This window comes from Streptococcus sp. K0074 (assembly GCF_048843365.1).
Lineage (GTDB): Bacteria > Bacillota > Bacilli > Lactobacillales > Streptococcaceae > Streptococcus > Streptococcus mitis_BM.
In genome coordinates this window covers 438,352-461,736 of record NZ_CP184836.1, presented here as the reverse complement: position 1 = coordinate 461,736, position 23,385 = coordinate 438,352, and the positions used below count along the sequence as shown (strand labels likewise).

Annotated in this window: 25 protein-coding genes; 7 read left to right on the top strand and 18 right to left on the bottom strand. The window is 36.7% G+C overall.

The window, feature by feature from the left end:
- Window positions 1–41: 41 nt before the first annotated feature.
- From ACN076_RS02420 to ACN076_RS02385, 8 genes are all read right to left on the bottom strand, one after another.
- Window positions 42–1,130, bottom strand: a complete 1,089-nt coding sequence (locus tag ACN076_RS02420; protein ID WP_261071135.1) for a glycerol dehydrogenase — start codon at window positions 1,128–1,130, stop codon at window positions 42–44.
- A 17-nt stretch (window positions 1,131–1,147) separates the two neighbouring features.
- Entirely contained in the window at window positions 1,148–1,816 is a 669-nt protein-coding gene (locus ACN076_RS02415; RefSeq protein ID WP_265476496.1) for a fructose-6-phosphate aldolase, read from the bottom strand.
- 18 nt (window positions 1,817–1,834) lie between these two features.
- A complete protein-coding gene (locus tag ACN076_RS02410; protein ID WP_420790063.1) occupies window positions 1,835–4,273 on the bottom strand; it encodes a glycyl radical protein in 2,439 nt (812 codons plus the stop codon).
- Window positions 4,274–4,433: 160 nt separating this feature from the next.
- Window positions 4,434–5,723, bottom strand: a complete 1,290-nt coding sequence (locus ACN076_RS02405; protein WP_001096819.1) for a PTS sugar transporter subunit IIC — start codon at window positions 5,721–5,723, stop codon at window positions 4,434–4,436.
- A gap of 16 nt (window positions 5,724–5,739) precedes the next feature.
- A complete protein-coding gene (locus tag ACN076_RS02400; protein WP_000238723.1) occupies window positions 5,740–6,048 on the bottom strand; it encodes a PTS sugar transporter subunit IIB in 309 nt (102 codons plus the stop codon).
- A 33-nt stretch (window positions 6,049–6,081) separates the two neighbouring features.
- Window positions 6,082–6,402 (bottom strand): PTS lactose/cellobiose transporter subunit IIA, encoded by a 321-nt coding sequence (locus tag ACN076_RS02395; protein ID WP_000402908.1) that lies wholly within the window; start codon window positions 6,400–6,402, stop codon window positions 6,082–6,084.
- A gap of 196 nt (window positions 6,403–6,598) precedes the next feature.
- Entirely contained in the window at window positions 6,599–7,579 is a 981-nt protein-coding gene (locus tag ACN076_RS02390; RefSeq protein WP_001070838.1) for a sugar-binding transcriptional regulator, read from the bottom strand.
- Window positions 7,580–7,591: 12 nt separating this feature from the next.
- Window positions 7,592–8,338: a DeoR/GlpR family DNA-binding transcription regulator gene (locus tag ACN076_RS02385; protein ID WP_000824973.1), complete on the bottom strand. Its 747-nt coding sequence runs from the start codon at window positions 8,336–8,338 to the stop codon at window positions 7,592–7,594.
- A gap of 121 nt (window positions 8,339–8,459) precedes the next feature.
- Between ACN076_RS02385 and ACN076_RS02380 the strand changes: the two genes are divergently transcribed.
- From ACN076_RS02380 to ACN076_RS02350, 7 genes are all read left to right on the top strand, one after another.
- On the top strand, window positions 8,460–9,236 hold the full coding sequence (locus ACN076_RS02380; protein WP_000406173.1) for a glycyl-radical enzyme activating protein: 777 nt from the start codon (window positions 8,460–8,462) through the stop codon (window positions 9,234–9,236).
- 174 nt (window positions 9,237–9,410) lie between these two features.
- Entirely contained in the window at window positions 9,411–11,060 is a 1,650-nt protein-coding gene (locus ACN076_RS02375) for a histidine kinase (protein ID WP_265476499.1), read from the top strand.
- Window positions 11,053–11,823, top strand: a complete 771-nt coding sequence (locus ACN076_RS02370) for a response regulator transcription factor (RefSeq protein WP_153198995.1) — start codon at window positions 11,053–11,055, stop codon at window positions 11,821–11,823. Before ACN076_RS02375 ends, ACN076_RS02370 begins: the two co-directional genes overlap by 8 nt.
- Before the next feature lie 292 nt (window positions 11,824–12,115).
- Complete coding sequence (locus tag ACN076_RS02365; RefSeq protein WP_420790062.1) at window positions 12,116–13,156, top strand: extracellular solute-binding protein; 1,041 nt, start codon at window positions 12,116–12,118, stop codon at window positions 13,154–13,156.
- Between the two features lie 161 nt (window positions 13,157–13,317).
- Window positions 13,318–14,364 carry an extracellular solute-binding protein gene (locus ACN076_RS02360; RefSeq protein WP_414304061.1) on the top strand — a complete coding sequence of 349 codons (1,047 nt, stop codon included), beginning with the start codon at window positions 13,318–13,320 and terminating at the stop codon, window positions 14,362–14,364.
- A gap of 12 nt (window positions 14,365–14,376) precedes the next feature.
- Window positions 14,377–15,468, top strand: coding sequence for an ABC transporter ATP-binding protein (locus tag ACN076_RS02355; RefSeq protein WP_153192663.1), 1,092 nt, complete (start codon window positions 14,377–14,379; stop codon window positions 15,466–15,468).
- Window positions 15,458–17,116 (top strand): ABC transporter permease, encoded by a 1,659-nt coding sequence (locus tag ACN076_RS02350; RefSeq protein WP_140832957.1) that lies wholly within the window; start codon window positions 15,458–15,460, stop codon window positions 17,114–17,116. Before ACN076_RS02355 ends, ACN076_RS02350 begins: the two co-directional genes overlap by 11 nt.
- A gap of 102 nt (window positions 17,117–17,218) precedes the next feature.
- Here the strand turns inward: ACN076_RS02350 and ACN076_RS02345 are convergent, their stop codons facing one another.
- The 10 genes from ACN076_RS02345 to ACN076_RS02300 form a co-directional block, all read right to left on the bottom strand.
- Window positions 17,219–17,911, bottom strand: a complete 693-nt coding sequence (locus ACN076_RS02345) for a histidine phosphatase family protein (RefSeq protein WP_000241548.1) — start codon at window positions 17,909–17,911, stop codon at window positions 17,219–17,221.
- Window positions 17,912–18,154: 243 nt separating this feature from the next.
- The gene (locus ACN076_RS02340; RefSeq protein ID WP_420790061.1) at window positions 18,155–19,492 is read right to left on the bottom strand and encodes a PFL family protein; all 1,338 of its coding nucleotides are present in this window, start codon (window positions 19,490–19,492) and stop codon (window positions 18,155–18,157) included.
- Window positions 19,493–19,501: 9 nt separating this feature from the next.
- Window positions 19,502–19,768 carry an ACT domain-containing protein gene (locus ACN076_RS02335; protein ID WP_261043234.1) on the bottom strand — a complete coding sequence of 89 codons (267 nt, stop codon included), beginning with the start codon at window positions 19,766–19,768 and terminating at the stop codon, window positions 19,502–19,504.
- A 264-nt stretch (window positions 19,769–20,032) separates the two neighbouring features.
- Complete coding sequence (rplQ, locus tag ACN076_RS02330) at window positions 20,033–20,419, bottom strand: 50S ribosomal protein L17 (protein ID WP_000331493.1); 387 nt, start codon at window positions 20,417–20,419, stop codon at window positions 20,033–20,035.
- 11 nt (window positions 20,420–20,430) lie between these two features.
- Complete coding sequence (locus ACN076_RS02325; protein ID WP_000568988.1) at window positions 20,431–21,366, bottom strand: DNA-directed RNA polymerase subunit alpha; 936 nt, start codon at window positions 21,364–21,366, stop codon at window positions 20,431–20,433.
- A 42-nt stretch (window positions 21,367–21,408) separates the two neighbouring features.
- The gene (gene rpsK, locus ACN076_RS02320; protein ID WP_001118385.1) at window positions 21,409–21,792 is read right to left on the bottom strand and encodes a 30S ribosomal protein S11; all 384 of its coding nucleotides are present in this window, start codon (window positions 21,790–21,792) and stop codon (window positions 21,409–21,411) included.
- A 17-nt stretch (window positions 21,793–21,809) separates the two neighbouring features.
- Window positions 21,810–22,175: a 30S ribosomal protein S13 gene (rpsM, locus tag ACN076_RS02315; RefSeq protein ID WP_000090781.1), complete on the bottom strand. Its 366-nt coding sequence runs from the start codon at window positions 22,173–22,175 to the stop codon at window positions 21,810–21,812.
- Between the two features lie 17 nt (window positions 22,176–22,192).
- A complete protein-coding gene (gene rpmJ, locus ACN076_RS02310; RefSeq protein ID WP_001808836.1) occupies window positions 22,193–22,309 on the bottom strand; it encodes a 50S ribosomal protein L36 in 117 nt (38 codons plus the stop codon).
- Window positions 22,310–22,333: 24 nt separating this feature from the next.
- A complete protein-coding gene (gene infA / locus ACN076_RS02305) occupies window positions 22,334–22,552 on the bottom strand; it encodes a translation initiation factor IF-1 (RefSeq protein ID WP_001029883.1) in 219 nt (72 codons plus the stop codon).
- 116 nt (window positions 22,553–22,668) lie between these two features.
- The gene (locus tag ACN076_RS02300; protein WP_001050436.1) at window positions 22,669–23,307 is read right to left on the bottom strand and encodes an adenylate kinase; all 639 of its coding nucleotides are present in this window, start codon (window positions 23,305–23,307) and stop codon (window positions 22,669–22,671) included.
- Window positions 23,308–23,385: the final 78 nt, after the last annotated feature.

Genomic DNA, 23,385 nt, shown 5'->3' with positions numbered 1-23,385 from the left:
AAATAAAAGACTACCATTTGTAAAACAGTAGTCCTTATTGTTTATTGCGAATTTACATATGCATCTACAGCGATAATGGCTTGTGCAACATCTGAAGGCGAAATCTTAAACGGCATCTGATGGATTGTCTCACCCTCCATAGTTGCTTGTTTACCAATTTTGATTAAATCATCATATCCAACTTGATCTAAATGCATTTCTTTTAGAGTTGTTGGCATACCAATTTTTTTGTAAAACTCAATATACTTATCAAGTTCTTCTTTTGGTCTATTTTCCAATAAAAGTTGTACCAAGGTTCCATAAGCTACTTTTTCACCATGTGTTAAATGATGAATGTCACCTGTCAATGCAGTAAAACCATTATGAATTGCATGCGCCGCAGCTAATCCTCCACTTTCAAAACCTAAACCACTCAATAGAGTATTAGCTTCAACAATGTTTTCTAATGCTGGTGTCACAACTTTAGCCTCACAAGCTGCCATGGCCTGTAAACCATCTGCGAACAGCGTTTCTTCACATTTCTTCGCAATTGCAACTCCAGCCAACGTTTGTTGTTGTCCTAACATAGTTTTTCCATTTGCCTGCATGACTGCACGCGCCTCAACCCAAGTTGCTAAACCATCTGCAATACCAGACGCTAATAAACGCTTAGGAGCTTGTGAAATAACCTTTGTATCAACCAAAACTAAATCTGGATTTTTAGAATAAAATAGATAATGATCAAATGCACCTTCATCTGTATAAATAACAGATAAAGCAGATACAGGTGCGTCTGTCGATGCAATTGTTGGAGCGATAATAACAGGCTTTTCAATCAAATCTGCAATAGCTTTTGCACTATCAATCGTCTTTCCACCACCAAGTCCGATAATACTATCACAATTCTCTTTCTCAGCTAAGGCAACAACTCGATTGATTTCATTGTCAGAAGCTTCACCATTAAACTGAGCTAGAACAATATGGAAACCATACCTATGTAGGTAATCTTCAAATCGTTTTCCAACAATATCATAAACCAACCGATCGCATAATAGAATAGGACGATTTCCCAAATCCAATATTGATTTGGCATTTTCAAACAAGGCATTTTCCCCTTGAATATATCTAGAAGGGCTAGCAAAAATTCTCATATGTATTTCCTCTCTACCTAGATGGAACGACTATTTTGAATAACAAACCAATCATCAGAAAAATCGTCAACCGCCTTTTGGATAGATGGCATGGCGAAAGCTGATTCAAAAACATCTGCTCCTGCTGTAACAGCATGCGCACCTGCAGCTAAAGCATTATTTACTTGTGCTACATTTTTAAAGGATGCGGCTAAAATCTTACTAGGAGAGTTCTGTCTATCAATAGCAAGAGCTAATTGACGAATGACAGAATTTGAATCGATGTTCAGATTCTCCATTCTGTTATAATATGGAGCTAGGTAATCCGCTCCTGCTTCAATAGCTAATAATCCCTGAATAACTGTATAAATAGCTGTTGCAGTAATATGGTAGCCCTCTTTTTTTAGCACCTTTATTGCACGTAATCCAGCAGGAGTAACAGGTACTTTGATAAATATATCATCTCCTGCTTGTCTACGAATTTCATGAGCATCCTTTAAGATGCCTTCAAAATCTTGAGAAATCACCTGAACATGAATAGAGGGTGCAGAGCCAATCAATTCTCTTACATCTTTGATTCGTTCAAAAAAATTAATAGAGCCCTCTCTTTTTGCAATAGTGGGATTTGAAGTTACCCCAGATAGCGGTAAAATTTCAGACCACTTTTTAATCTCATCTAAATTTAATGTGTCAAGCATAAATTCCATAAAAAGAACCTCTTTATTTTACAATGTATGCTCAGTACGTCCTATAATATCATCTTGGGTTGCCTTAGAAAGAACATTGAAGAATGCAGAGTATCCTGCAACACGAACAATTAAATCTCTGTGTTTTTCAGGATGTTTCTGAGCGTCAATCAACGTCTCTCTGGAAACAACATTGTATTGAATATGGTACCCATGTAAACGATTAAAGAATGTTCGTAACAAAGCAATTAGTTTTAATTTATCTTCTTCTTTGGCTAACGTTTGAGGATTTACTTTCTGATTTAAGAGAACCCCACCTACGATTTCATCTGTTGGTAATTTTGAAACAGATTTTAAAACAGATGTAGGTCCGTGTTGATCCATATTATGTGATGGTGAACAACCCTCTGCTAACGGTGTACCCGCGTTGCGTCCATCTGGAGTTGCTAATGTTCCACGTCCCTGCCCTACGTTGGCTGAGATAGAAGATGTTCCTGAATAACGAATTCCTCCAATAGGACCTCTTCCATAACGTGTATTAGGATATTTAGCAATTTCATCAACATAAATGTCATAAGCAGCAGTAACTAAATTATCAGCATAATCATTATCGTTACCGTACTTAGGTGCATCATGAATCAACATTTCTTGAATGGCTTTACCTTCTTCTCCAGCATAATCTGTTTCTAGTGCATGCCAAAGTTGACTTGGGCTTATACGTTCTTCCTCAAATACTAACTTTTTAATTGCAGCTAATGAATCCGACAAATTTGCAATTCCAACTTGCAAACCTGATATATAATCATATACTGCTCCACCTTCTTTAAGGTGTTTTCCACGACCAATACAATCATCAGTCAATGCTGAACATAGAATATCAGGAACTTCTCGCTCCAATGATAAATCAATAGAATTTTCAACAATAACACTCATTCGTGTCAAATATCTTAGTGTTTTATCCCAAGCATTTTCTAATTCAGAAAAGTTCTTCATATCCTTAAAATGACCAAAGCTTGGTGCAAACCGTTTCCCCGAAGCTGGATCAATTCCATCATTCATCGTGATAAGTAGAACTTTAGGGAAGTTCATATAACTCATACCCGTGCAACGATAGCCCCATTTCCCTGGAACTGCCGTTTCAACACATCCAATGGCACTGTAATCATAAGCATCATCTTCCAATACTCCTTTTGCAATAAAAGAAGGAATAATAATCTCATCATTATTAAATGCAGGCATACCAAAACCAAGTTTCATCACTTCAATACACTCATTCATGAAACGAGCATCTAAACCTGCATGGTAACGTACAGTTAAATTAGGTTGCGGTAGATGGGTTTGTGCAACTGATTTTAATACCAAATAAGATAATGGGTTAACAGCATCCTTCTTATCTCGAGTCTGTCCACCAATTGTAACATTTTGATATAAAGGACTTCCTGCTGAAGAAAATGTATGTGCTTGACTGCGAACCTTATTAATTGTAATTGTCTTAATCCAAAGATTTGTCAGACGTTCAACAATGCTATCTTCTGTTTCTTTACCACTTTCTAAATCAGCCTTCATATATGGATACATATATTGATCAAAACGACCATATGAAAGAGAGTGGCCATTAGATTCAATTTGTAAAATACATTGAATAAACCAAACTGATTGAATAGCTTCTGCAAAAGTAGTTGCCGGTTCATATGGGACTCTAGAGCAAATATCTGCAATCTCAAGTAATTCTTTCTTACGTTTAGGATTTGCATTTTCGGCTAAATTTTTAGCAAGAGTAACAAAGCGATTTGCATATACTTTAATAGCATCGATTACGATAAATATAGAGTCGTAAAAATGATATTTATCAATACTTGCTGGATCTGTTAAATCTAGAGCTGCTTTCGCTTTACGAGCTCGCTCTTCAAAACCTCTTAAACCAAATTGCAACAGTTTCTGATAGTTAACTGCTAAGTGAGCATCTCCAGAATTCATCTTACCTTCCATACCGAAGAATCCTGTTTCCATATAAACAGACACTTCTTCAGGTAACAAGGCACCAGCTCTAGCACGTAAATTATTATTTTCCCAAAACGGAGCAATACTTCTAAGTTGTTCTTTTGTTTCTTCAGTAATATAGAAAACATCTCCATCACGCTTTTCAAAAAGATCCAACTCATTGAGAACAAATTCTAGCGTATATTCTGGAAAAATAGGAGCATCTTTATTGGAAGAAGCTTGATTTCCCGCAATCATAGATTCTTCTTCGATATAGATAGTCATATTTTCCAAAATTTCTTTCAGCATATAGGCGCGTTTTAGGACATTAGGTTGTTCCTTATATCGATCATAAGCGCGTGTGGCTAGAACCGCTCTCTCAGCATCAATATAAGGTTTTTTATTTAAAACATCTTCTCGATATTTGTTCATCCTTTCAGTAAGGCTACCAAAATATTCTGTCTTGATTGTCGTTCTTGCTACTTCTTTATTTACCATAATAAGCACCTTTCTTTCGAAAATATTTTTGTTTCTTTCGAAAATATACTACCTGGTTTTTTAGAAAATTTCAAGCTTTTAACTAGAAAAACTTTAACTCTCTAATTTTTAGCACAAATGTGTGTGTTTAATGATAATACACAAATGTTTTTTAGAATTATCATGCTTCATTCTGATAAGCTAAACGATCCTGTACTTTAAAGAATGGGAAATAAACTAATGTAGACATCGCTAATATCACCAGCTGAGTAATAACTCCTTGCCATCCACCAACCATAAATCCTGATATAATAGCCGGGGTGCTCCAAGGTAATGTAACTCCTGAAAATGGCTGCATGAAACCTGTTGCAATAGCTCCATATACTATAACAGCTGCAAGTACAGGAACAAGAATGAAAGGTACAAACATAACTGGATTCATGACAATCGGAAATCCAAATACAACTGGCTCATTTACGTTAAATATTGCTGGAAAAGCTGCTACTTTCCCTAACGCTTGGTACTGTTTAGATTTTGATGCAAAAAGCATCGCAACTACAAGTCCAAACGTAATCCCTGAACCAGATAGAATTAAAAATGAATCTAAAAATTGTTGAGTAACAATATGTGCACCATTTTCTAATGATAGATTCCCAGAGGCTAACATAGCTTTATTAGCATCAAGATTAGATAAAAGCAGAGCTGTCACTACTCCATTTACTACCGATTGTCCATGAACACCAAACCACCACAAAAATGATATAAAGAATGCAATTCCAATTGCACCATACAAAGATCCAGTTAAACCTTGCAATGGAACTTGAATAGCAGAATAAATCATTTCTATGAATGTTCCGCCATTAGTCAATGAGCTCGCTAAAATATATACAATCATAGAAAGCAAGAAAATTACAAATGCTGGAATCATTGCTTCAAACTGTTTCGCAATAGCTTGTGGAACTTGTTCTGGCATCTTAATAACAATTTTTCTCTTTATAAAGAAGGTATAAATACTTCCTACTACCAAACCTATAATGATAGCACCGATAATTCCTTGACCTCCAAACCAAACTTTACTAATAGCATCCCCAATTGCCTCACCTTGTTTAGGGATATAAGATGATCTTAGCAAAATAAAGAATGCAGATACAGATAGAACCCCAGCTGGCAAAGCCTCTACTCCGCTATTCTTAGCATAAGAATAGGCAATTGAAAAACAAGAAATTAGACCCATAATCGCAAAAGTTCCTGAATATACTTGCATAAACGGCTCTGTCCAATTTGCTCCAAATACACTAGCAATGCTCTTGTTTAATCCTTCAAATGGCAATTGTCCCATAATCAAGAATAAACTACCAACTACTGTCAATGGCAAAATTGCTAACATACCATCTTTTAGAGCTATAATACCACGCATATTCACAAACTTCATCATAGGTGCAATGATTTTTTGAACATCCATCTTTGCCATAATAAATCTCCTTTTCTTACCCACTAATCAAAGATAGGGCCAAATCTAATACTTTTTTCCCATCTAACATACCATAGTCCATCATCGGAATAACAGCTATCGGAACATCACACTTATCACAAATTTCTTTTGATTTATCTAATGTATAAGCAACTTGAGGCCCCAACAGTGCAACATCTAGATTTGGGGCATAATCCGCTAATTTAGACTGAGAAAACGCCTCTATTTCTGCCTCAACTCCACTAGATTGCGCTGCAATTTTCATATTATTTACAAGCATACCAGTAGAAAAGCCTGCTGCACAAAACAAACCAATCTTCACCATTATATTTTCCTCCTCTATGTTAATACTCTAGTATTATTTTTTATGAAGTTCTTTTCTCAAACTGATAATTTCTTTGATTAAATTAATCTCCGTCATACTAGTCATGAGATGATCTTGTGAATGAACAAAGAGAGCTGTAATTTCTGTCTTTGTACCAGACGCTTCCTGTGCCAAGAATTTTGTTTGTAGATTATGGGCTTCTAATAAGGCTGCATCAGCTAACTGGATTTCTTCTTCACATCGTTCACATGTACCGTTTTTTATGTAATCTAATGCTTTATAAATATGTTGTTTCGCATCGCCAGCATATAAAATTAAACCCATGATAATTTGATCAGGAACAATAATTTCCATAAATTCCTCCTCATTTCACTATGTAAAAAGCTTTTTTCATTTGAAATTTTAAAATTTTCTTTTGTAACTATAGAATACAACTACATAATAAACTTGTCAATTTAAAAAACAACAGATAAACTATTTTTATTTATTTAAGCACAAATGTGCAAATGATTAAAAATAAAAAACGATAAACTGAATCAGTCTATCATTTTCACTCGCATAAAATATTTCGAAAAGAAAAATCACCATCTTCTTCTAAAACTTTTAAAATTGTATTTTTATCTGTAATCAGATGATTTACTAGATTAGCACGCAAGACAGAAAGAATCGCAGATACTTTCGTATCACCGTAAGCAACAGCTAAACTTTGAGGAATATTTTTTAAATCTTCCAAAGAGATTGCTATCGTTCTTTCCTGTAAGTTCTCATAAACTTCTTTACCTTTTGAATCAAAGAATCGACAACAAATTTCCCCTACAGTTTTAACTTTTGTCAATTCTTTAAAGTCATCCTCTGTAAGCATGTCTAACCATTGATGTTTTCCTTTATTACTAAAATCACCAATCCCAACCACAACTATATCTAAATCTTTCCAACTATTTTTCAAATCTTCAAAATATCTTGATTGCAAAATACCATCTGCTAACAATTTATTTTCTTGCACAATTGTTGCATTCATAAATGTACACTCTCCATGAAATTTTCTAGACATTTCATAAATTAGTGTATTCACATGGTATTTAGCGTGTATGTGACTAGGACCACCTGCTAGAGGATAGAAGTGAACATTTCGGACACTTTTGCTGTGGATTAGATCTACTAAATTACTTAAACTTTTCCCCCAAGAAAAGCCAATTTTCATATTATCATCAATTAAATTCCTAAGGACACCTGCTGCAACTTGAGAAATTCTTTCAGATAAAATTGTTGGATTATCATCAAATTCATTTGGAATAATTTCTAAACTTTCCAGACCATATTTTTCTTTTACATAATTTTCCAACTTAAACATATTGGTATCAAAATTCTCTATTTCAATTTTAACAATTCCTGCATTCCTTGCTTCTGTTAACATTCTACTAATAGAGGTTCTATAAATTCCTAATTTTGCTGCTATTTGTGACTGATTTAAGTTTTCAATATAATACAGATAAGCAATTTTAGAGAGCAGTTTATTCCTATCTTGATTCATACACTTAACCTCTTACGAAACTACCTTAACCATTATCCCAGCATTTTCTAATGTAGCTATATTTTGTTTAGAAAGTTTTTCGTCTGTTATTACTTCATAGACTTGACTTAAAGCAAATCTTCTTACTGTACCCCTTTTATCAAATTTACTTGAGTCAGTTAGCACAATGACTTTATCCGACGCTGCTGAAATATATTGAACTACCTCACTGCGCATTAAATCTTTTCCTGTAAAGCCCATCTCTTTATCGTAGCCATCTGTCCCAACAAAAGCTTGACGCACATGAAAAGTCTGTATCATTTCTTTTAATAAAGGTCCTACGGTAACCTGTGAATCTTTCTGAAACTCTCCACCAAGAACAATAACACGACATGAATCATAACCTCTTACAAAATTTGCTATAAAAAATGAATTTGTTACAATAGTGACATTTCTTTTTTGCTTGCAAATTTCCTCAGCAAGTAAAGCACAGGTTGAACCAGATTCTATCATTATTGTTTCATTATCTGATACCAATTTTACTGCTTCTTGAACAATTTTTCTCTTGATTTCATAATTAATTGACAAGCGTACATTTAAGTCATCTCCACTATTTAACACAGCATATCCATGCTCTCTGTGTAATAAGCCTTTTGACTCTAATTTATCTAAATCTTTTCTAATCGTTACTTTCGATACATTTAATTTTTCCGATAATGTATTAACATCAATCTTTTCATATTCTGATACTAACTTAATAATTTGTTCCAATCTTTTCATTTTACACCTCCGTTTTATTCTACCAAAATAAAAAGCAAAAAACAACAAATTAAACTTTCGTTCGTAATTGTTTTTCTTTCGTTTTTGTGATAGGATAGAATTATGAAGAGGAGGAACTCTTATGGAAATATCTAAGGGAATTATTTTTAATATTCAACACTTTTCAATTCATGACGGTCCGGGTATTCGTACAACTGTTTTTTTAAAAGGATGTCCTCTGCGCTGTCCATGGTGTTCTAATCCTGAATCTCAAAGAATGAAACCTGAAAAAATGAAAGATGCTCAACGAGAAAAATTCACTTTAGTAGGTGAAGAAAAAACTGTAGAAGAAATTATTACAGAGGTATTAAAAGATAAAGAATTTTACGAAGAATCCGGTGGAGGTTTAACTTTATCAGGGGGTGAAATATTTGCTCAGTTTGAATTTGCTAAAGCCATCTTAAAGTCAGCTAAAGAACATCACATACACACTGCCATTGAAACTACTGCCTTTGTTGATCATGAAAAATTTGTTGATTTAATCCAATATGTGGATTTTATCTACACAGACCTAAAACATTATAATTCTATAAAACATAAAAAAGTGACTGGGGTTTTTAATCAAATGATTATTAAAAACATTCATTATGCTTTTTCTCAACATAAAACTATCGTTTTAAGAATCCCGGTTATTCCTGATTTTAACAATAGTTTAGAGGATGCAGAAGAATTCGCTACTCTATTTAACTCATTAAATATCGACCAAGTTCAACTACTCCCTTTTCATCAATTTGGTGAAAACAAATATCGTTTATTAAATCGGAAATATGAAATGGATGGAGTCAACGCACTTCATCCCGAAGATCTTATTGATTATCAAAAGGTATTTCTGAACCATCATATTAATTGTTATTTCTAGTTTATTTCCTTGAAATGCTCTAGCTATTTGCAGACAACAAGCATCTATAATACATACTTAACTTTTCAAAAGGTTTAGCTAAAAAATTTTAGCCAAACCTTTTCTATTTTACCTTGCTCTAGAATTTTTAAACTGCTATACTTATAACAGAAAACCCTTCCAAGGAGGTAGCGGATGTCTCATTCCTTTAAAAAATCTCTCCAAAAAGAAATTCTCCATAGAAGCTCTATCGCAGCCTTTGTGACCTCACTCTTACTACTCATTTTACTTTTTGGTTTTTCCTATTTTTTACAAAAACAGCAACTCTCCAAAGATACGAGACAGATTGTAAAACAGGTTCAAGAAATGAAAGAAGCAAATAATGAGCTCCTGACTACTATGAACCATAAAATGATTCCTGGATTTTTGGATGGCAAACACACAGAGCGAGAAGTCTTTAGCTTATTTTACGAGACAAAAGCTAAATTAAAACTTAGTTCTGACCTCATTATCCTAAGTGATACAGGTGAGTTACTATTTAGTACCAATCGCAATCATCAAGAAAATATTTTATCTCCCTACTATCTAAAACTACTCATTCAAAATCCTTCTCAAGATAAAGTTACAGAAAAAATTGCACTCTCTTCAGATAAGCAACATTACACACTCTTTATCAAACCACTACTTCAAAACCAACGAGTTAAGGCCTATACTATTGCTTTCGTAAATGAGAATGATTTCATCTCAAGTTTCCCAATGATCAATTCCAAATACATCATTACCGATAGCTTTGGAAATATGTTTTCTAACAATACAAATCAGTTCACTCGCTCCACTCTTGAAAAATTGGATGACAAACTCCTACACTCTCGCACCCACTGGTATGCGAATGAACCGCTTATTGTTCAAAAAGAAAAAGTCGGTACTATTTTTTCAATCTATACTTTTCAATCCTTTTTTCCCATTCCTAGCTTACTCGGCCTAGCCTCCATTCTCACCTTATGTATATTCTTCCTCTACTTCTGGCAAGCAAGACGAATTGCTCATAAAATTGCCACACACAACGCTGTTCCTATTGAAAGTTTGGTTTACCAACTGCAAGAAATTCCTAAACAAGCAGAAAAAAGGCTTTCTCTACAAACAGGTGATGAGTTTGAGTTTATGGCAGAAAAAATCAACAATATGTTGTACGAATTAGATCAACTTCATCAAAAAATGTTGACCATAGAAAAAGAAAAGTGGATTTTTGAAAGAAAAATGCTGGAAGCTCAGTTCAATCCTCATTTTCTCTATAATACACTTGAGACGATTAAAATTACTTCTTTAATGGATGCCACTCTCACACAAGACCTGATTCAAAATCTCACGCGCATTCTTCGCTACAGTATCACCGATTTAGAAAAAGAAACAACCATTTGCCAAGATTTAAAGATTATAGAGGATTACCTTATTATTCATAAGATTCGTTTCGAGCACTTTTCCTATGATATTGTCTGCCCAGAAACTGTTGATAATCAGCCTATTCCTAAACTTTTCTTGCTTCCTCTCGTAGAAAATGCTATAAAATATGGGATGCAATACCGTATTGATCTTCATATAGATATCCAAATTACCTTGGAATCAGATTCTCTAACTTTTTTAGTCAAGGATAATGCTGGAGGACTCACAAAACAAGAGCGACTCGCTATTTTAGACTCTTTAGAAAGTCCTCATACCCAGCATGGCATCGTTAACAGCTATAAACGACTGAGCAATTTCTTTTCTGATGTCCAGCTAGATTTAGGAGTCAATCGCCAAGGAGAAACTTGGGTCAAATTTATAACGAAAGGACTAACTCATGTTTAAGCTCATTATCGTAGAGGATGAACACCTCATCCGAAAATGGCTAGAAATTGCCGTAGACTACTCTGCCTTAGGTATCCAAGTCGTAGGAACTGCCAGTCACGGTCAAGAGGGAATGAAACTCATCCAAGAAAAAGAACCTCATATTGTCTTAACAGATATCACCATGCCAATTATGGATGCTTTCATGATGTTCGAAGCTACTCGTACCCTTTCTTATGAAAAAGTTATCTTATCAGGTTATAACGATTTTCAAAATGCCAAAAAAGCCATGCAATATGGAGCAGTTGATTTCTTATCCAAACCAATTGATACCAAGGAGTTGACAGAATGTCTTCAAAAAATTGTTTTGCGATTACGAGTTAGCACTCGTCAAGAAACTCCTTTTTTAGAAGAATATCAAACTTTACTCACCTCTATCCAACAAATTGATACACAAAACCAAATCATTCAGCAAATTCTTGAATTTGTGCACCAACACTACTGCATGCACTTTACCATTTCTAGCATTGCAGAGAATCTAGGATATAGTGAGAGTTATCTATATAAGGTTATCAAAGAAGACTTCCCAATGACGCTAAATGAATATATCTTACGCTACCGCCTCAAGCAAGCTATAGATAAAATGGCTGAGTCCCCTAATTCTCCCTTAAGCGATATCTCTGAACAAGTTGGATTTTCAGACTATAAATATTTTGCCAAAGTTTTTAAAAAATATCTCCATATTTCTCCAAAAGAATTAAAACTCATGGATAAAAATCATTGATGTAAAAGGATTGCTCAAATCAGGCAATCTTTTTATTTTGTACTTTTACCCAATGAAAATCAAAGTGCTAACTACTCAAATCATAGCTTTGAGATCACAGATAAAATGACGTGCTTTGAAGAGGATTACCATCGAAATCCCAGTTACAGTGTACCCATCCTTGCTCTAGGAACTCATTTCCTATTTTTCGTTTTAGATTTCTTTAAGGTTTTTATTATATCCTGTAGAACTCTACAATTTGAAAACATTAATAATCTAGGTAGAGAAAATGTTCGTAAAAAAGGAGATACTTATGAAAAAAATACTATTCTTTCTCTCTTGTGGCTGGATATTCCTTTCTTTATCAGGATGTTCTTCACCTATAGAAGCGGAAACTAGCACTGAAAAAGATTCAGATAGCACTTTGGTTGTCTACTCGCCTAACCCTGAAGACCTTATCGAAGAAACAGTCCCAGCCTTCGAAGAAAAATATGGTATTAAGGTTGACTTAGTACAAGCCAGCACTGGTGAATTGTTCAAAAAAGCTGAGGCCGAAAAAGAATCCCCTGTAGCTGATGTCATTTTCGGAGGCTCCTACGCCCTCTTCTCTTCTAACGAAAATCTTTTTGAACCTTATATTTCCCAAGAAAATGACCAGATAATCCCTGAATATCAAAATAAAACAGGTTTCTACACACCTTACACACTTGATGTCAGTGTCATCATTGCCAATTCAGCCCTTACAAAAGATATTAAAATTGAAGGCTACAATGATCTGCTCAACCCTAAATTAAAAGGAAAAATGGCTACTGCTGATCCAAGTAACGCATCTAGCGCCTTTGCACAATTAACAAACATGCTTGTAGATCAAGGTGGATACGAAAATGAACAAGCTTGGACCTATGTGAAAAATCTATTTACTCTAGTAGATGGAAAAATTGCATCTAGCTCTTCAAATGTTTACAAAGCTGTCGCCGATGGGGAAATGGCTGTTGGACTCACCTATGAAGACCCTGCCTTAAAACTCTTAAATGATGGAGTTGATGTAAAAGTCATTTATCCAAAAGAAGGAACCGTCTTTTTACCTGGTAACGCGGCTATCGTCAAAAATGCCAAACATATGGAAAACGCTAAGAAATTTATCGATTTCCTCCTTTCTCAAGAAATCCAAGATAAGCTAGGAACTGAAACTACAATTAGACCTATTCGTAAAAATGCTAAAACCAATAAAAATATGAAGGCTATGACAGAAATCAATGTTGCCACTGAAGATTCAGATTATGTCATCAAGAACAAATCTGCTATTCTTAAAAAGTACAATGACATTTTTACAGATATCCAATCTAAAAAATAAAATTTGACTTAACAGTGATTAACTGTCAAACCCTGCTATAAAATCAAAAGATTACTTCCGTTTTTGTAGAGAATTTTACTCTAATAGAATAGAATTATCGGTTTTAAAAACGCTTACATTGTTTTAAAATAAACTTAAATAACACAACGGAGGTATCCATCATGAAAAAGAAATGGATGTATTATGCTGCTTGCGGACTAGCTCTTTTTGGTCTTGCTGCTTGTTCTTCTAATGACTCTGCCGATGGCGGTTCATCTGATAAAGGAGACGGCGGTTCGCTAGTCGTTTATTCACCAAACTCAGAGGGCTTAATCGGAGCAACTATTCCTGCCTTTGAAGAAAAATATGGTATCAAAGTAGAACTGATTCAAGCTGGTACTGGAGAACTTTTCAAAAAACTAGAGTCAGAAAAAGAAGCTCCTGTAGCCGATGTTATCTTTGGTGGTTCTTATACACAATATGCTACTCACGGAGAACTCTTTGAAAACTATACTTCAAAAGAAAATGATAATGTTATCAAAGAATATCAAAACACAACTGGCTACTCTACTCCTTATACACTAGATGGTAGTGTTTTAATCGTCAATCCTGATTTAACGAAAGGCATGAACATCGAAGGATATAGCGACCTTCTCAAACCTGAACTAAAAGGAAAAATCGCAACTGCTGACCCAGCAAACTCTTCTAGCGCCTTTGCTCAATTAACAAATATGCTACAAGCTCAAGGTGGTTACAAAGACGATAAAGCTTGGTCTTATGTAAAAGATCTCTTCACACTTATTGATGGTAAAATCGGTTCAAGTTCATCTGGTGTCTATAAAGCAGTTGCTGACGGAGAAATGGCTGTTGGTCTCTCTTATGAAGATCCAGCAGTTAAACTCTTAAATGACGGAGCTAACATTAAGGTAGTCTATCCAAAAGAAGGAACAGTCTTCCTACCTGCTAGTGCTGCTATCGTTAAAAAAGCGAAAAATATGGAAAATGCCAAGAAATTTATCGATTTTATTATCTCTCAAGAAGTACAAGATACACTTGGTACAACCACTACTAACCGTCCTGTTCGTAAAAATGCTAAAACGAGCGAAAATATGAAACCAATTGACAAAATCAAAACACTCACTGAAGATTATGATTATGTCATCAAGAATAAATCAGATATCGTTAAAAAATACAACGAAGTCTTTACAGATATCCAATCTAAACAGTAAAAGAGGTTCACTATGAGTGAGATCAAAATTATTAACGCCAAAAAAATCTACCACGATGTCCCTGTTATTGAGAATTTGAACATTACAATTCCAAAAGGAAGTCTCTTTACCCTTCTTGGGCCTTCAGGTTGTGGGAAAACGACTCTTCTTCGTATGATTGCAGGTTTCAACAGTATCGAAGGCGGAGAATTTTACTTCGATGATACAAAAATCAATAATATGGAACCCAGCAAACGCAATATCGGGATGGTTTTCCAAAACTACGCTATTTTCCCACATTTGACTGTCCGAGATAATGTTGCTTTTGGTCTCAAGCAAAAGAAGGTTCCAAAAGAAGAATTGATCCAACAGACCAACAAGTATCTTGAACTCATGCAAATTGCTCAATATGCGGATCGCAAGCCCGATAAACTCAGTGGTGGACAACAACAACGTGTCGCCTTGGCACGCGCCTTAGCTGTTAATCCAAGTGTTCTCCTCATGGACGAGCCGCTTAGTAACCTAGATGCCAAACTTCGCTTGGATATGCGTCAAGCCATTCGAGAAATCCAACACGAAGTAGGAATTACAACCGTTTATGTAACCCACGACCAAGAAGAAGCCATGGCTATTTCAGACCAAATTGCTGTTATGAAAGATGGGGTGATTCAACAAATCGGTCGGCCAAAAGAACTCTATCATAAACCAGCTAATGAGTTTGTGGCTACCTTTATCGGACGCACGAATATCATCCCTGCCAATCTAGAAAAACGGAGCGATGGCGCTTATATCGTCTTTTCAGATAGCTATGCCCTTCGAATGCCCGCCCTTGATCAGGCTGAGGAACAAGCTATTCATGTAAGCATTCGTCCTGAAGAGTTTATCAAAGATGAATCTGGTGATATTGAAGGAATTATTAGCGATAGCGTCTATCTTGGACTGAATACTGAATACTTCATCGAGACAGGCTTTGCCTCAAAAATTCAAGTTAGCGAAGAATCAACTTTTGAAGAAGATCTACAAAAAGGCGATCGTATTCGTCTACGAATCAATACTCAAAAATTAAACGTCTTTTCTGCAGATGGTTCTCAAAACCTGATAAAAGGAGTCAACCATGGAACGTAAAAAACTAAATATTTGGACAGCCTCCTCTTTCTTCATCTTTCTTACCTATCTTGTCTTTCTCGTTTATCCTATCGTTACCGTGCTCAAGCAAGCACTCATACATGAAGGACAATTCTCACTAGCTAATTTTGTCACTTTCTTTAGTAAAGCCTACTACTCTGAGACACTAGTCAACAGTTTCAAGGTTTCCATTACCGCTACTGTCACTTCCTTAGTCGTAGGAACCCTATTAGCTTACCTCTTTTCCATGTATGATTTCAAGGGAAAGAAATTTCTACAAATATTGATTATCATTGCTTCCATGTCAGCTCCTTTCGTGGGAGCCTACTCCTGGATTCTCTTGCTAGGACGAAATGGGGTCATTACTAAATTCCTGACAAATACCCTTCATCTTCCAGCTATCGATATTTATGGATTCAAAGGAATTGTACTTGTCTTTACACTTCAACTATTTCCACTGGTATTTCTATACGTTGCTGGGACAATGAAAAGTATTGACAATTCTCTACTTGAAGCCGCTGAAAGCATGGGTTCCTTCGGATTTAAGCGTATCGTAACGGTTATTTTACCTCTCCTAGTTCCAACCTTACTAGCGGCTGCCCTGCTTGTATTTATGAGAGCATTCTCAGACTTTGGAACACCGATGTTAATTGGTGAAGGATATCGGACTTTCCCGGTCTTGATTTATACCCAATTTATTAGCGAGGTTGGAGGAAATTCTGCTTTTGCATCTGCTTTAGCAATTATGGCGATTATCATTGCCTTAGCAATTTTCCTTATCCAAAAATACATTTCAAATCGCTACAGTTTCAGTATGAATTCGCTCCATCCAATTGAGCCTAAAAAAACTACAAAAGGAAAAATGGCTGCCATTTATGCGACAGTCTACGGAATTATCTTGTTCTCTGTTCTACCTCAAGTCTACTTGATTTATACTTCCTTCCTAAAAACATCAGGTATGGTATTTGTCAAAGGCTATTCTCTAAACAGTTACAAGGTAGCTTTCAATCGTATGGGATCTGCTATTTTCAATACTATTCGTATCCCTTTGATTGCCTTAGTTCTAGTTGTCCTATTCGCAACATTTATCTCCTACCTAGCCGTTAGAAAACGGAATTTGTTTACAAACTTAATTGACAGCCTCAGTATGGTACCTTATATTGTACCAGGAACCGTTCTAGGGATTGCCTTCATTTCTTCTTTCAATACTGGTCTATTTGGAAGTGGATTTCTTATGATTACAGGGACAGCTTTCATCTTAATTATGTCCCTATCTGTCAGAAGATTACCGTATACTATTCGCTCATCTGTTGCTAGCTTGCAACAAATAGCACCAAGTATTGAAGAAGCTGCTGAAAGCTTAGGAAGTAGCCGTCTCAATACCTTTGCCAAGATTACAACTCCAATGATGCTATCTGGTATTATTTCTGGAGCCATCCTATCTTGGGTCACAATGATTTCAGAACTCTCTACTTCTATCCTCCTCTACAATGTCAAAACAAGAACAATGACTGTAGCCATTTATACAGAAGTTCTCAGAGGAAATTACGGTGTAGCTGCAGCCTTGTCAACTATCCTGACTGTTCTAACAGTAGCTTCCTTGCTCTTGTTTATGAAAATCTCTAAAAGCAACAGCATTACACTTTAGTTTCCCCCATCAAAAACAGCCGAAAAGATTATCCTCGGCTGTTTTTTCTTATCTTGATATTCTTATTAAATCCCTAGTTCAGAGCAAGCAAGTCTAGACTAATTAAATAGAGGCTTCCTCCATCTTCTCCCGTCCTAGTTCTCGGTAACTACGGTCACCGACAACTTCAACGCTAAACTGCCCGTCCTCATATTCAAGGATTGTCACGCTACCATTATCGAGACCATGCGGATGCATACCATTAATCAGATAAACAATGGTTCCAATGGTCATTCCATGGCTGACAACGAGAGCATTGCCCCCACCTTGTTCTTCCATTTCTTTGGCAATCGCTTCAAAACCTTCCTTGATTCGACCACTGAGTTTTTCCCAGCCTTCAGCCCAACCAGCTGTATCGACCTCTACCAAGCCCTCAGCCAGTTCAGCATAAGACAATTGATGAACATGGTCCACATTAAAGATACGAGGAATAATGCCCATGAAAAGATCGCCATCGTAGGCTCCGTCAAAACTACCAAAACACCATTCTCTGATACGCTTGTCCATGCGATAAGGGATTTTTCCCTGCAAGCCAAGTTCATCAAGGATGATTCCCATTGTCTGAATGGTGCGACCAGAATCACTCGAATAAGCGCGCTCAAACTGTAAACCAGATTCTCGCAAACCGATTCCTAATTCTTGAATTCCTCGTTCACCTTCAGCTGTTAAGGGAGTATCGCTCCAACCTTGCGCGCGACCAATCGTGTTAAACATGGTCTTGCCATGACGTACCAAATACAATCGTACTTTTACCATTTTCCGTCCTCCGTTTGCTTCTATTATATCATGGATGATAAAACAAAAGCCACCCAGACAGGCGACTTTTGCAGGAGATTATTATGAAAAAGTTTAGGAGTTCATTAAATAAAGATATTAGATGAAAATCAAATTCAAACTAAATCAGAGTTATCTGTTTCAAATAATATTAGGAGGTCTTTATTTAATGATTATAGTATACACATCCAACCTTAAATAGAACTTAAAATTTCTCCTATTTTCTTAATTTTTAAAACTATGAATTGGTGCTGGGATTTGTCCTCCACGAGAGATGAAATCAACAGACGAAGCCCCATTGACTTTCATAACTGGAGCTGTACCAAGAAGACCACCAAATTCAATCATATCTCCCTCTTTTCCTTTAGGAATGATACGAACAGCCGTTGTTTTCATGTTAATGACACCAATTGCAGCCTCATCCGCAATCATAGCCGCAATGGTTTCAGCAGGAGTATCTTCTGGAATGGCAATCATATCCAATCCAACAGAACAGATAGCCGTCATAGCTTCTAGTTTTTCCAAATTAAGAGAACCATTTTGCACTGCAGCAATCATTCCTTCATCCTCAGAAACGGGGATAAAGGCACCAGACAAACCACCAACTTGGTTGCAGGCCATCACTCCGCCCTTCTTAACTTGGTCATTCAAGAGAGCCAAGGCAGCCGTCGTCCCATGTGTTCCAACTGTTTCTAGCCCCATTTCTTCAAGGACACGTGCAACAGAATCTCCAACCACAGGAGTTGGCGCCAAACTCAAGTCCACAATACCAAACTCCACACCCAGTCTCTCACTGGCCATTTGACCAACCAATTGACCGATACGAGTGATTTTAAAGGCAGTTTTCTTAACTGTTTCGGCTACTACATCAAAGCTCTGTCCACGAACTTTTTCCAAGGCACGTTTCACCACACCAGGACCAGAAACTCCGACATTGATGATAACATCTGCCTCCCCAACACCATGAAAGGCACCCGCCATAAACGGATTGTCCTCAACGGCATTAGCAAATACAACCAACTTAGCTGCTCCCATATCAGATAGATGAGCCGTTTCCTTGATAATACGTCCCATATCTGCCACAGCCGTCATATTAATACCAGACTTGGTTGAACCGATATTGACTGACGCGCAGACCTTGTCCGTTTCGGCCAAAGCACGAGGAATAGAATTGATGAGAATCTCATCTCCCTTTTGATAACCCTTCTGTACCAAGGCAGAAAAACCACCAATAAAGTCCACTCCAATCTCTTTCGCAGCCTTATCAAGCGCTTTTGCCAGAACCACGTAGTCCGTCGCATCTGTCGCTGCTCCAATCAGAGAAATAGGTGTCACCGATACACGCTTATTAACGATAGGAATTCCCAACTCAGCTGCAATTTCGTCACCAACAGCCACTAAATTAGCTGCCTTGGTCCTAATCTTTTGATAAATTTTCTCCGCAGCACGATTGATATCCGGATCAATACAGTCTAATAGGGAAATCCCCATGGTAATGGTTCTGATATCGAAGTTTTGTTCCTCAATCATGGAGATGGTTTCAGTAACTTGTCTAATATCCATGATAACCTCCTAGATATTATACATAGCTTCGAAAATCGCTGCACTCTGAATATTAATCTTCACATTCAAAGTTTGACCAAAGGTTTCAAACTCATTACGAAGATAGGTGAAATCTTGCTTTTCATTGCTAGAGACGACAGCCATCATCGTGAAATATTCATCCAAAACAGTTTGAGAGATATCATCAATATTCAAACCCAATTCTGCAATTTTACCAGAAACACCTGCAACAATTCCAGATTTATCTTTACCAACAACAGTTATAATCGCTTTCATAAGCAAACTCCAATTCTTCTTTTAATAGGAAACCTGAACATTAAACAGGATTCTTTTCAAATAGTATAGCATAATTCCAACTAAAATACTCAAAAACGCCTGCTTACGAAGTTGTTCTTAAGAAAAAAACAATTTCGTAAACAAGCGTCTACTATCCCAACTTATGATGAGTGTTCCCGCTAGGACCGAAATCCTAGCGGTAGACCAGAGCTAGACTAAGAGCACAAGACTCCATCATCATAACACTCAACAAAATTGATGATTTTATACTAATTCGATGATCGCCATTGGCGCTGCATCACCACGACGTGGTTCAGTTTTAAGGATACGAGTGTATCCACCGTTACGTTCAGCATAACGAGGTGCGATTTCTGAGAACAATTTTTGAAGTGCTGTAGTAGAAGTGTACTTATCAGTTGCTTCATCATAGTTTTCAGATGCGATTTCATTACGTACGAAAGCAGCTGCTTGACGACGTGCATGCAAATCACCACGTTTACCTAGAGTAATCATTTTTTCAACAGTTTTACGGATTTCTTTAGCACGAGCTTCAGTTGTCACGATTGATTCGTTGATCAAAAGGTCAGTTGTCAAATCGCGAAGCATTGCTTTACGTTGTGAGCTAGTGCGTCCTAGTTTACGGTAAGCCATGTATTCCTCCTTTATTTATCTTTTAATCCAAGACCCAAATCAATGAGTTTGAGTTTCACTTCTTCCAAACTCTTGCGTCCAAGATTTCGTACTTTCATCATCTCTGCTTCAGATTTTTCTGTCAAATCATGCACAGTATTGATACCGGCACGTTTCAAACAGTTGTATGAACGCACAGACAAGTCCAGTTCCTCAATCGTACGATCCAAAATACGGTCGTCAGATTCAGTATCAGCTTCTTTCATCACTTCAGTTGACTTAGCAATCTCAGTAAGATTTGTAAACAAATCAAGATGTTCTGTCAAAATACGTGCTGAAAGCCCTAAAGCATCTTCTGGAATAATTGTTCCATTTGTCAAGATTTCAAGGGTTAATTTGTCAAATCCATCATTGCTACCTACACGAGCAGGTTCCACTTGATAGTTGACTTTTGTAACTGGTGTATAAATAGAATCTACAGCAAGTGTTCCAACTGGTGCATTATCTTTTTTATTTTCATCAGCAGGTACATATCCACGACCACTGTTAACAGTCATAGTCGCTTTTAGAGAAGAACCTTCACCGATTGTAAAGAGATAATGATCTGGATTTACAATTTCAATATCGCTATCTGTCAAAATGTCACCAGCTGTTACTTCAGCAGGACCTTCAACATCCAGTTCGATGATTTTTTCGTCTTCAACGTACGATTTCACTGCAATTCCTTTAATGTTCAGAATGATTTGCATCACGTCTTCACGAACACCTGGAACTGTGTCAAACTCATGTAACACACCATCAATGTTGATAGATGTCACAGCTGCTCCTGGTAGAGAAGCTAGAAGTACACGACGAAGAGAGTTACCAAGAGTTGTACCGTAGCCACGTTCAAGTGGTTCGATTACAAACTTGCCATAATCTTTATTTTCATCAATTTTTGTTATATTTGGTTTTTCAAACTCGATCATTTAGTTACTCCCTCTTAAACGAAAAGCAGTGTAATGCGATGATTATACACGGCGACGTTTTGGAGGACGAGCACCATTGTGTGGCACTGGAGTCACATCACGAATTGCTGTTACTTCAAGACCAGCGGCAGCAAGCGCACGAATAGCTGACTCACGACCAGAACCTGGACCTTTTACAGTAACTTCAACTGATTTAAGACCGTGTTCTTGTGCAGATTTAGCAGCAGCTTCAGAAGCCATTTGAGCAGCGAATGGTGTAGATTTACGAGAACCTTTGAAACCAAGAGCACCAGCTGATGACCAAGCAATTGCATTACCATGCACATCAGTAATCATAACAATAGTGTTATTAAATGTAGCGTGAATATGAGCAATACCAGATTCGATATTCTTTTTCACACGACGTTTACGTGTTGGTTTAGCCAAGACTTTTACCTCCTATATTATTTTTTCTTACCAGCAATCGCAACAGCTTTACCTTTACGAGTGCGAGCATTGTTTTTAGTGTTTTGTCCACGGACAGGAAGTCCACGACGGTGACGGATACCACGGTATGAACCGATTTCCATCAAACGTTTAATGTTCAAGTTTACTTCACGACGAAGGTCACCTTCAACTTTGATTGCATCCACTTCACGACGGATAGCATCTTCTTGATCTGATGTCAAATCACGTACACGAACATCTTCTGAGATTCCAGCAGCAGCCAAAATTTTCTTAGATGTTGCAAGTCCGATACCATAAACATAAGTCAATGAGATTACTACGCGTTTGTCATTTGGAATGTCAACTCCAGCAATACGAGCCATGTTTTCTCCTTTCTATCTTATCCTTGACGTTGTTTGTGTTTTGGATTTGCTGGGCAAATTACCATAACACGACCATTACGACGAATAACTTTACAGTATTCGCAAATTGGTTTGACCGATGGTCTTACTTTCATTTCTTATCCCTCCAAGTTTTTCGATTATTTAAAGCGGTAAGTGATACGTCCACGTGTCAAGTCATATGGACTCATTTCGACAGTAACACGATCTCCCGCTAAAATACGAATATAGTTTTTACGAATTTTACCAGAAACTGTTGCTAAAATCTGATGTCCATTTTCAAGTTCAACCGTAAACATTGCATTCGGCATTGTATCAACTACTTTGCCTTCAACTTCAATCACATCGTCTTTTGCCACGCAAAAGCACCTCCATAAATTTCGATTCGATGCCTCTAGACACAGAGACAACAATTATAAGTCAGACTATCTTAGTATAACATTTGTAGCGGATTTTTGCAAGTGTGAAAAACGCTTTATTTCAAATTTGTCAATACTTTTTCGATATCTGAGAAGACATCATTGATATCTTGATTACCTTCGATGTCATGAACCAAACCTTTGGCACGGTAGTGAGCAATGATTGGTTCTCCTTGAGCAATATTCACATCCAAACGACGTTTTACTGTCTCAGGCTTATCATCTTCACGTTGGTAGTAATCTTCTTCTTTATAGTCAACTGGTGGGTTAAAGACCTTGTGGAAAGTTTCTCCAGTTACGCGGTGGATGATACGGCCACTCAAACGTTCCAAGAGGCTATCTGGATTCACTTCGATGTTGATAACACCTTCTAGTTCGATGCCAAGTTCAGCCAATGTTTTGTCTAAGGCATGAGCTTGTTCGATTGTACGTGGATAACCATCCAACAAGAATCCTGTTTCTTTAATATCATCTTGTGAAAGACGTTCTTTTACGATTCCATTTGTAACTTCGTCAGGAACCAATTCACCCTTGTCAATGTATGACTTGGCAAGAACACCCATTTCAGTTTGATTTGCCATAGCAGCACGGAACATATCACCTGTTGAGATATGTGCAACATGGAATTGTTCTACGATTTTTGCTGCTTGAGTTCCCTTACCTGCACCAGGTAAGCCCATAATCAAAAGATTCATGATTTGATCTCCTTATTTTATTTTTAAATAGAAGCAAAAATTCTTTTCACCCCTATTTAAAAACAAAATAGAAGAGGG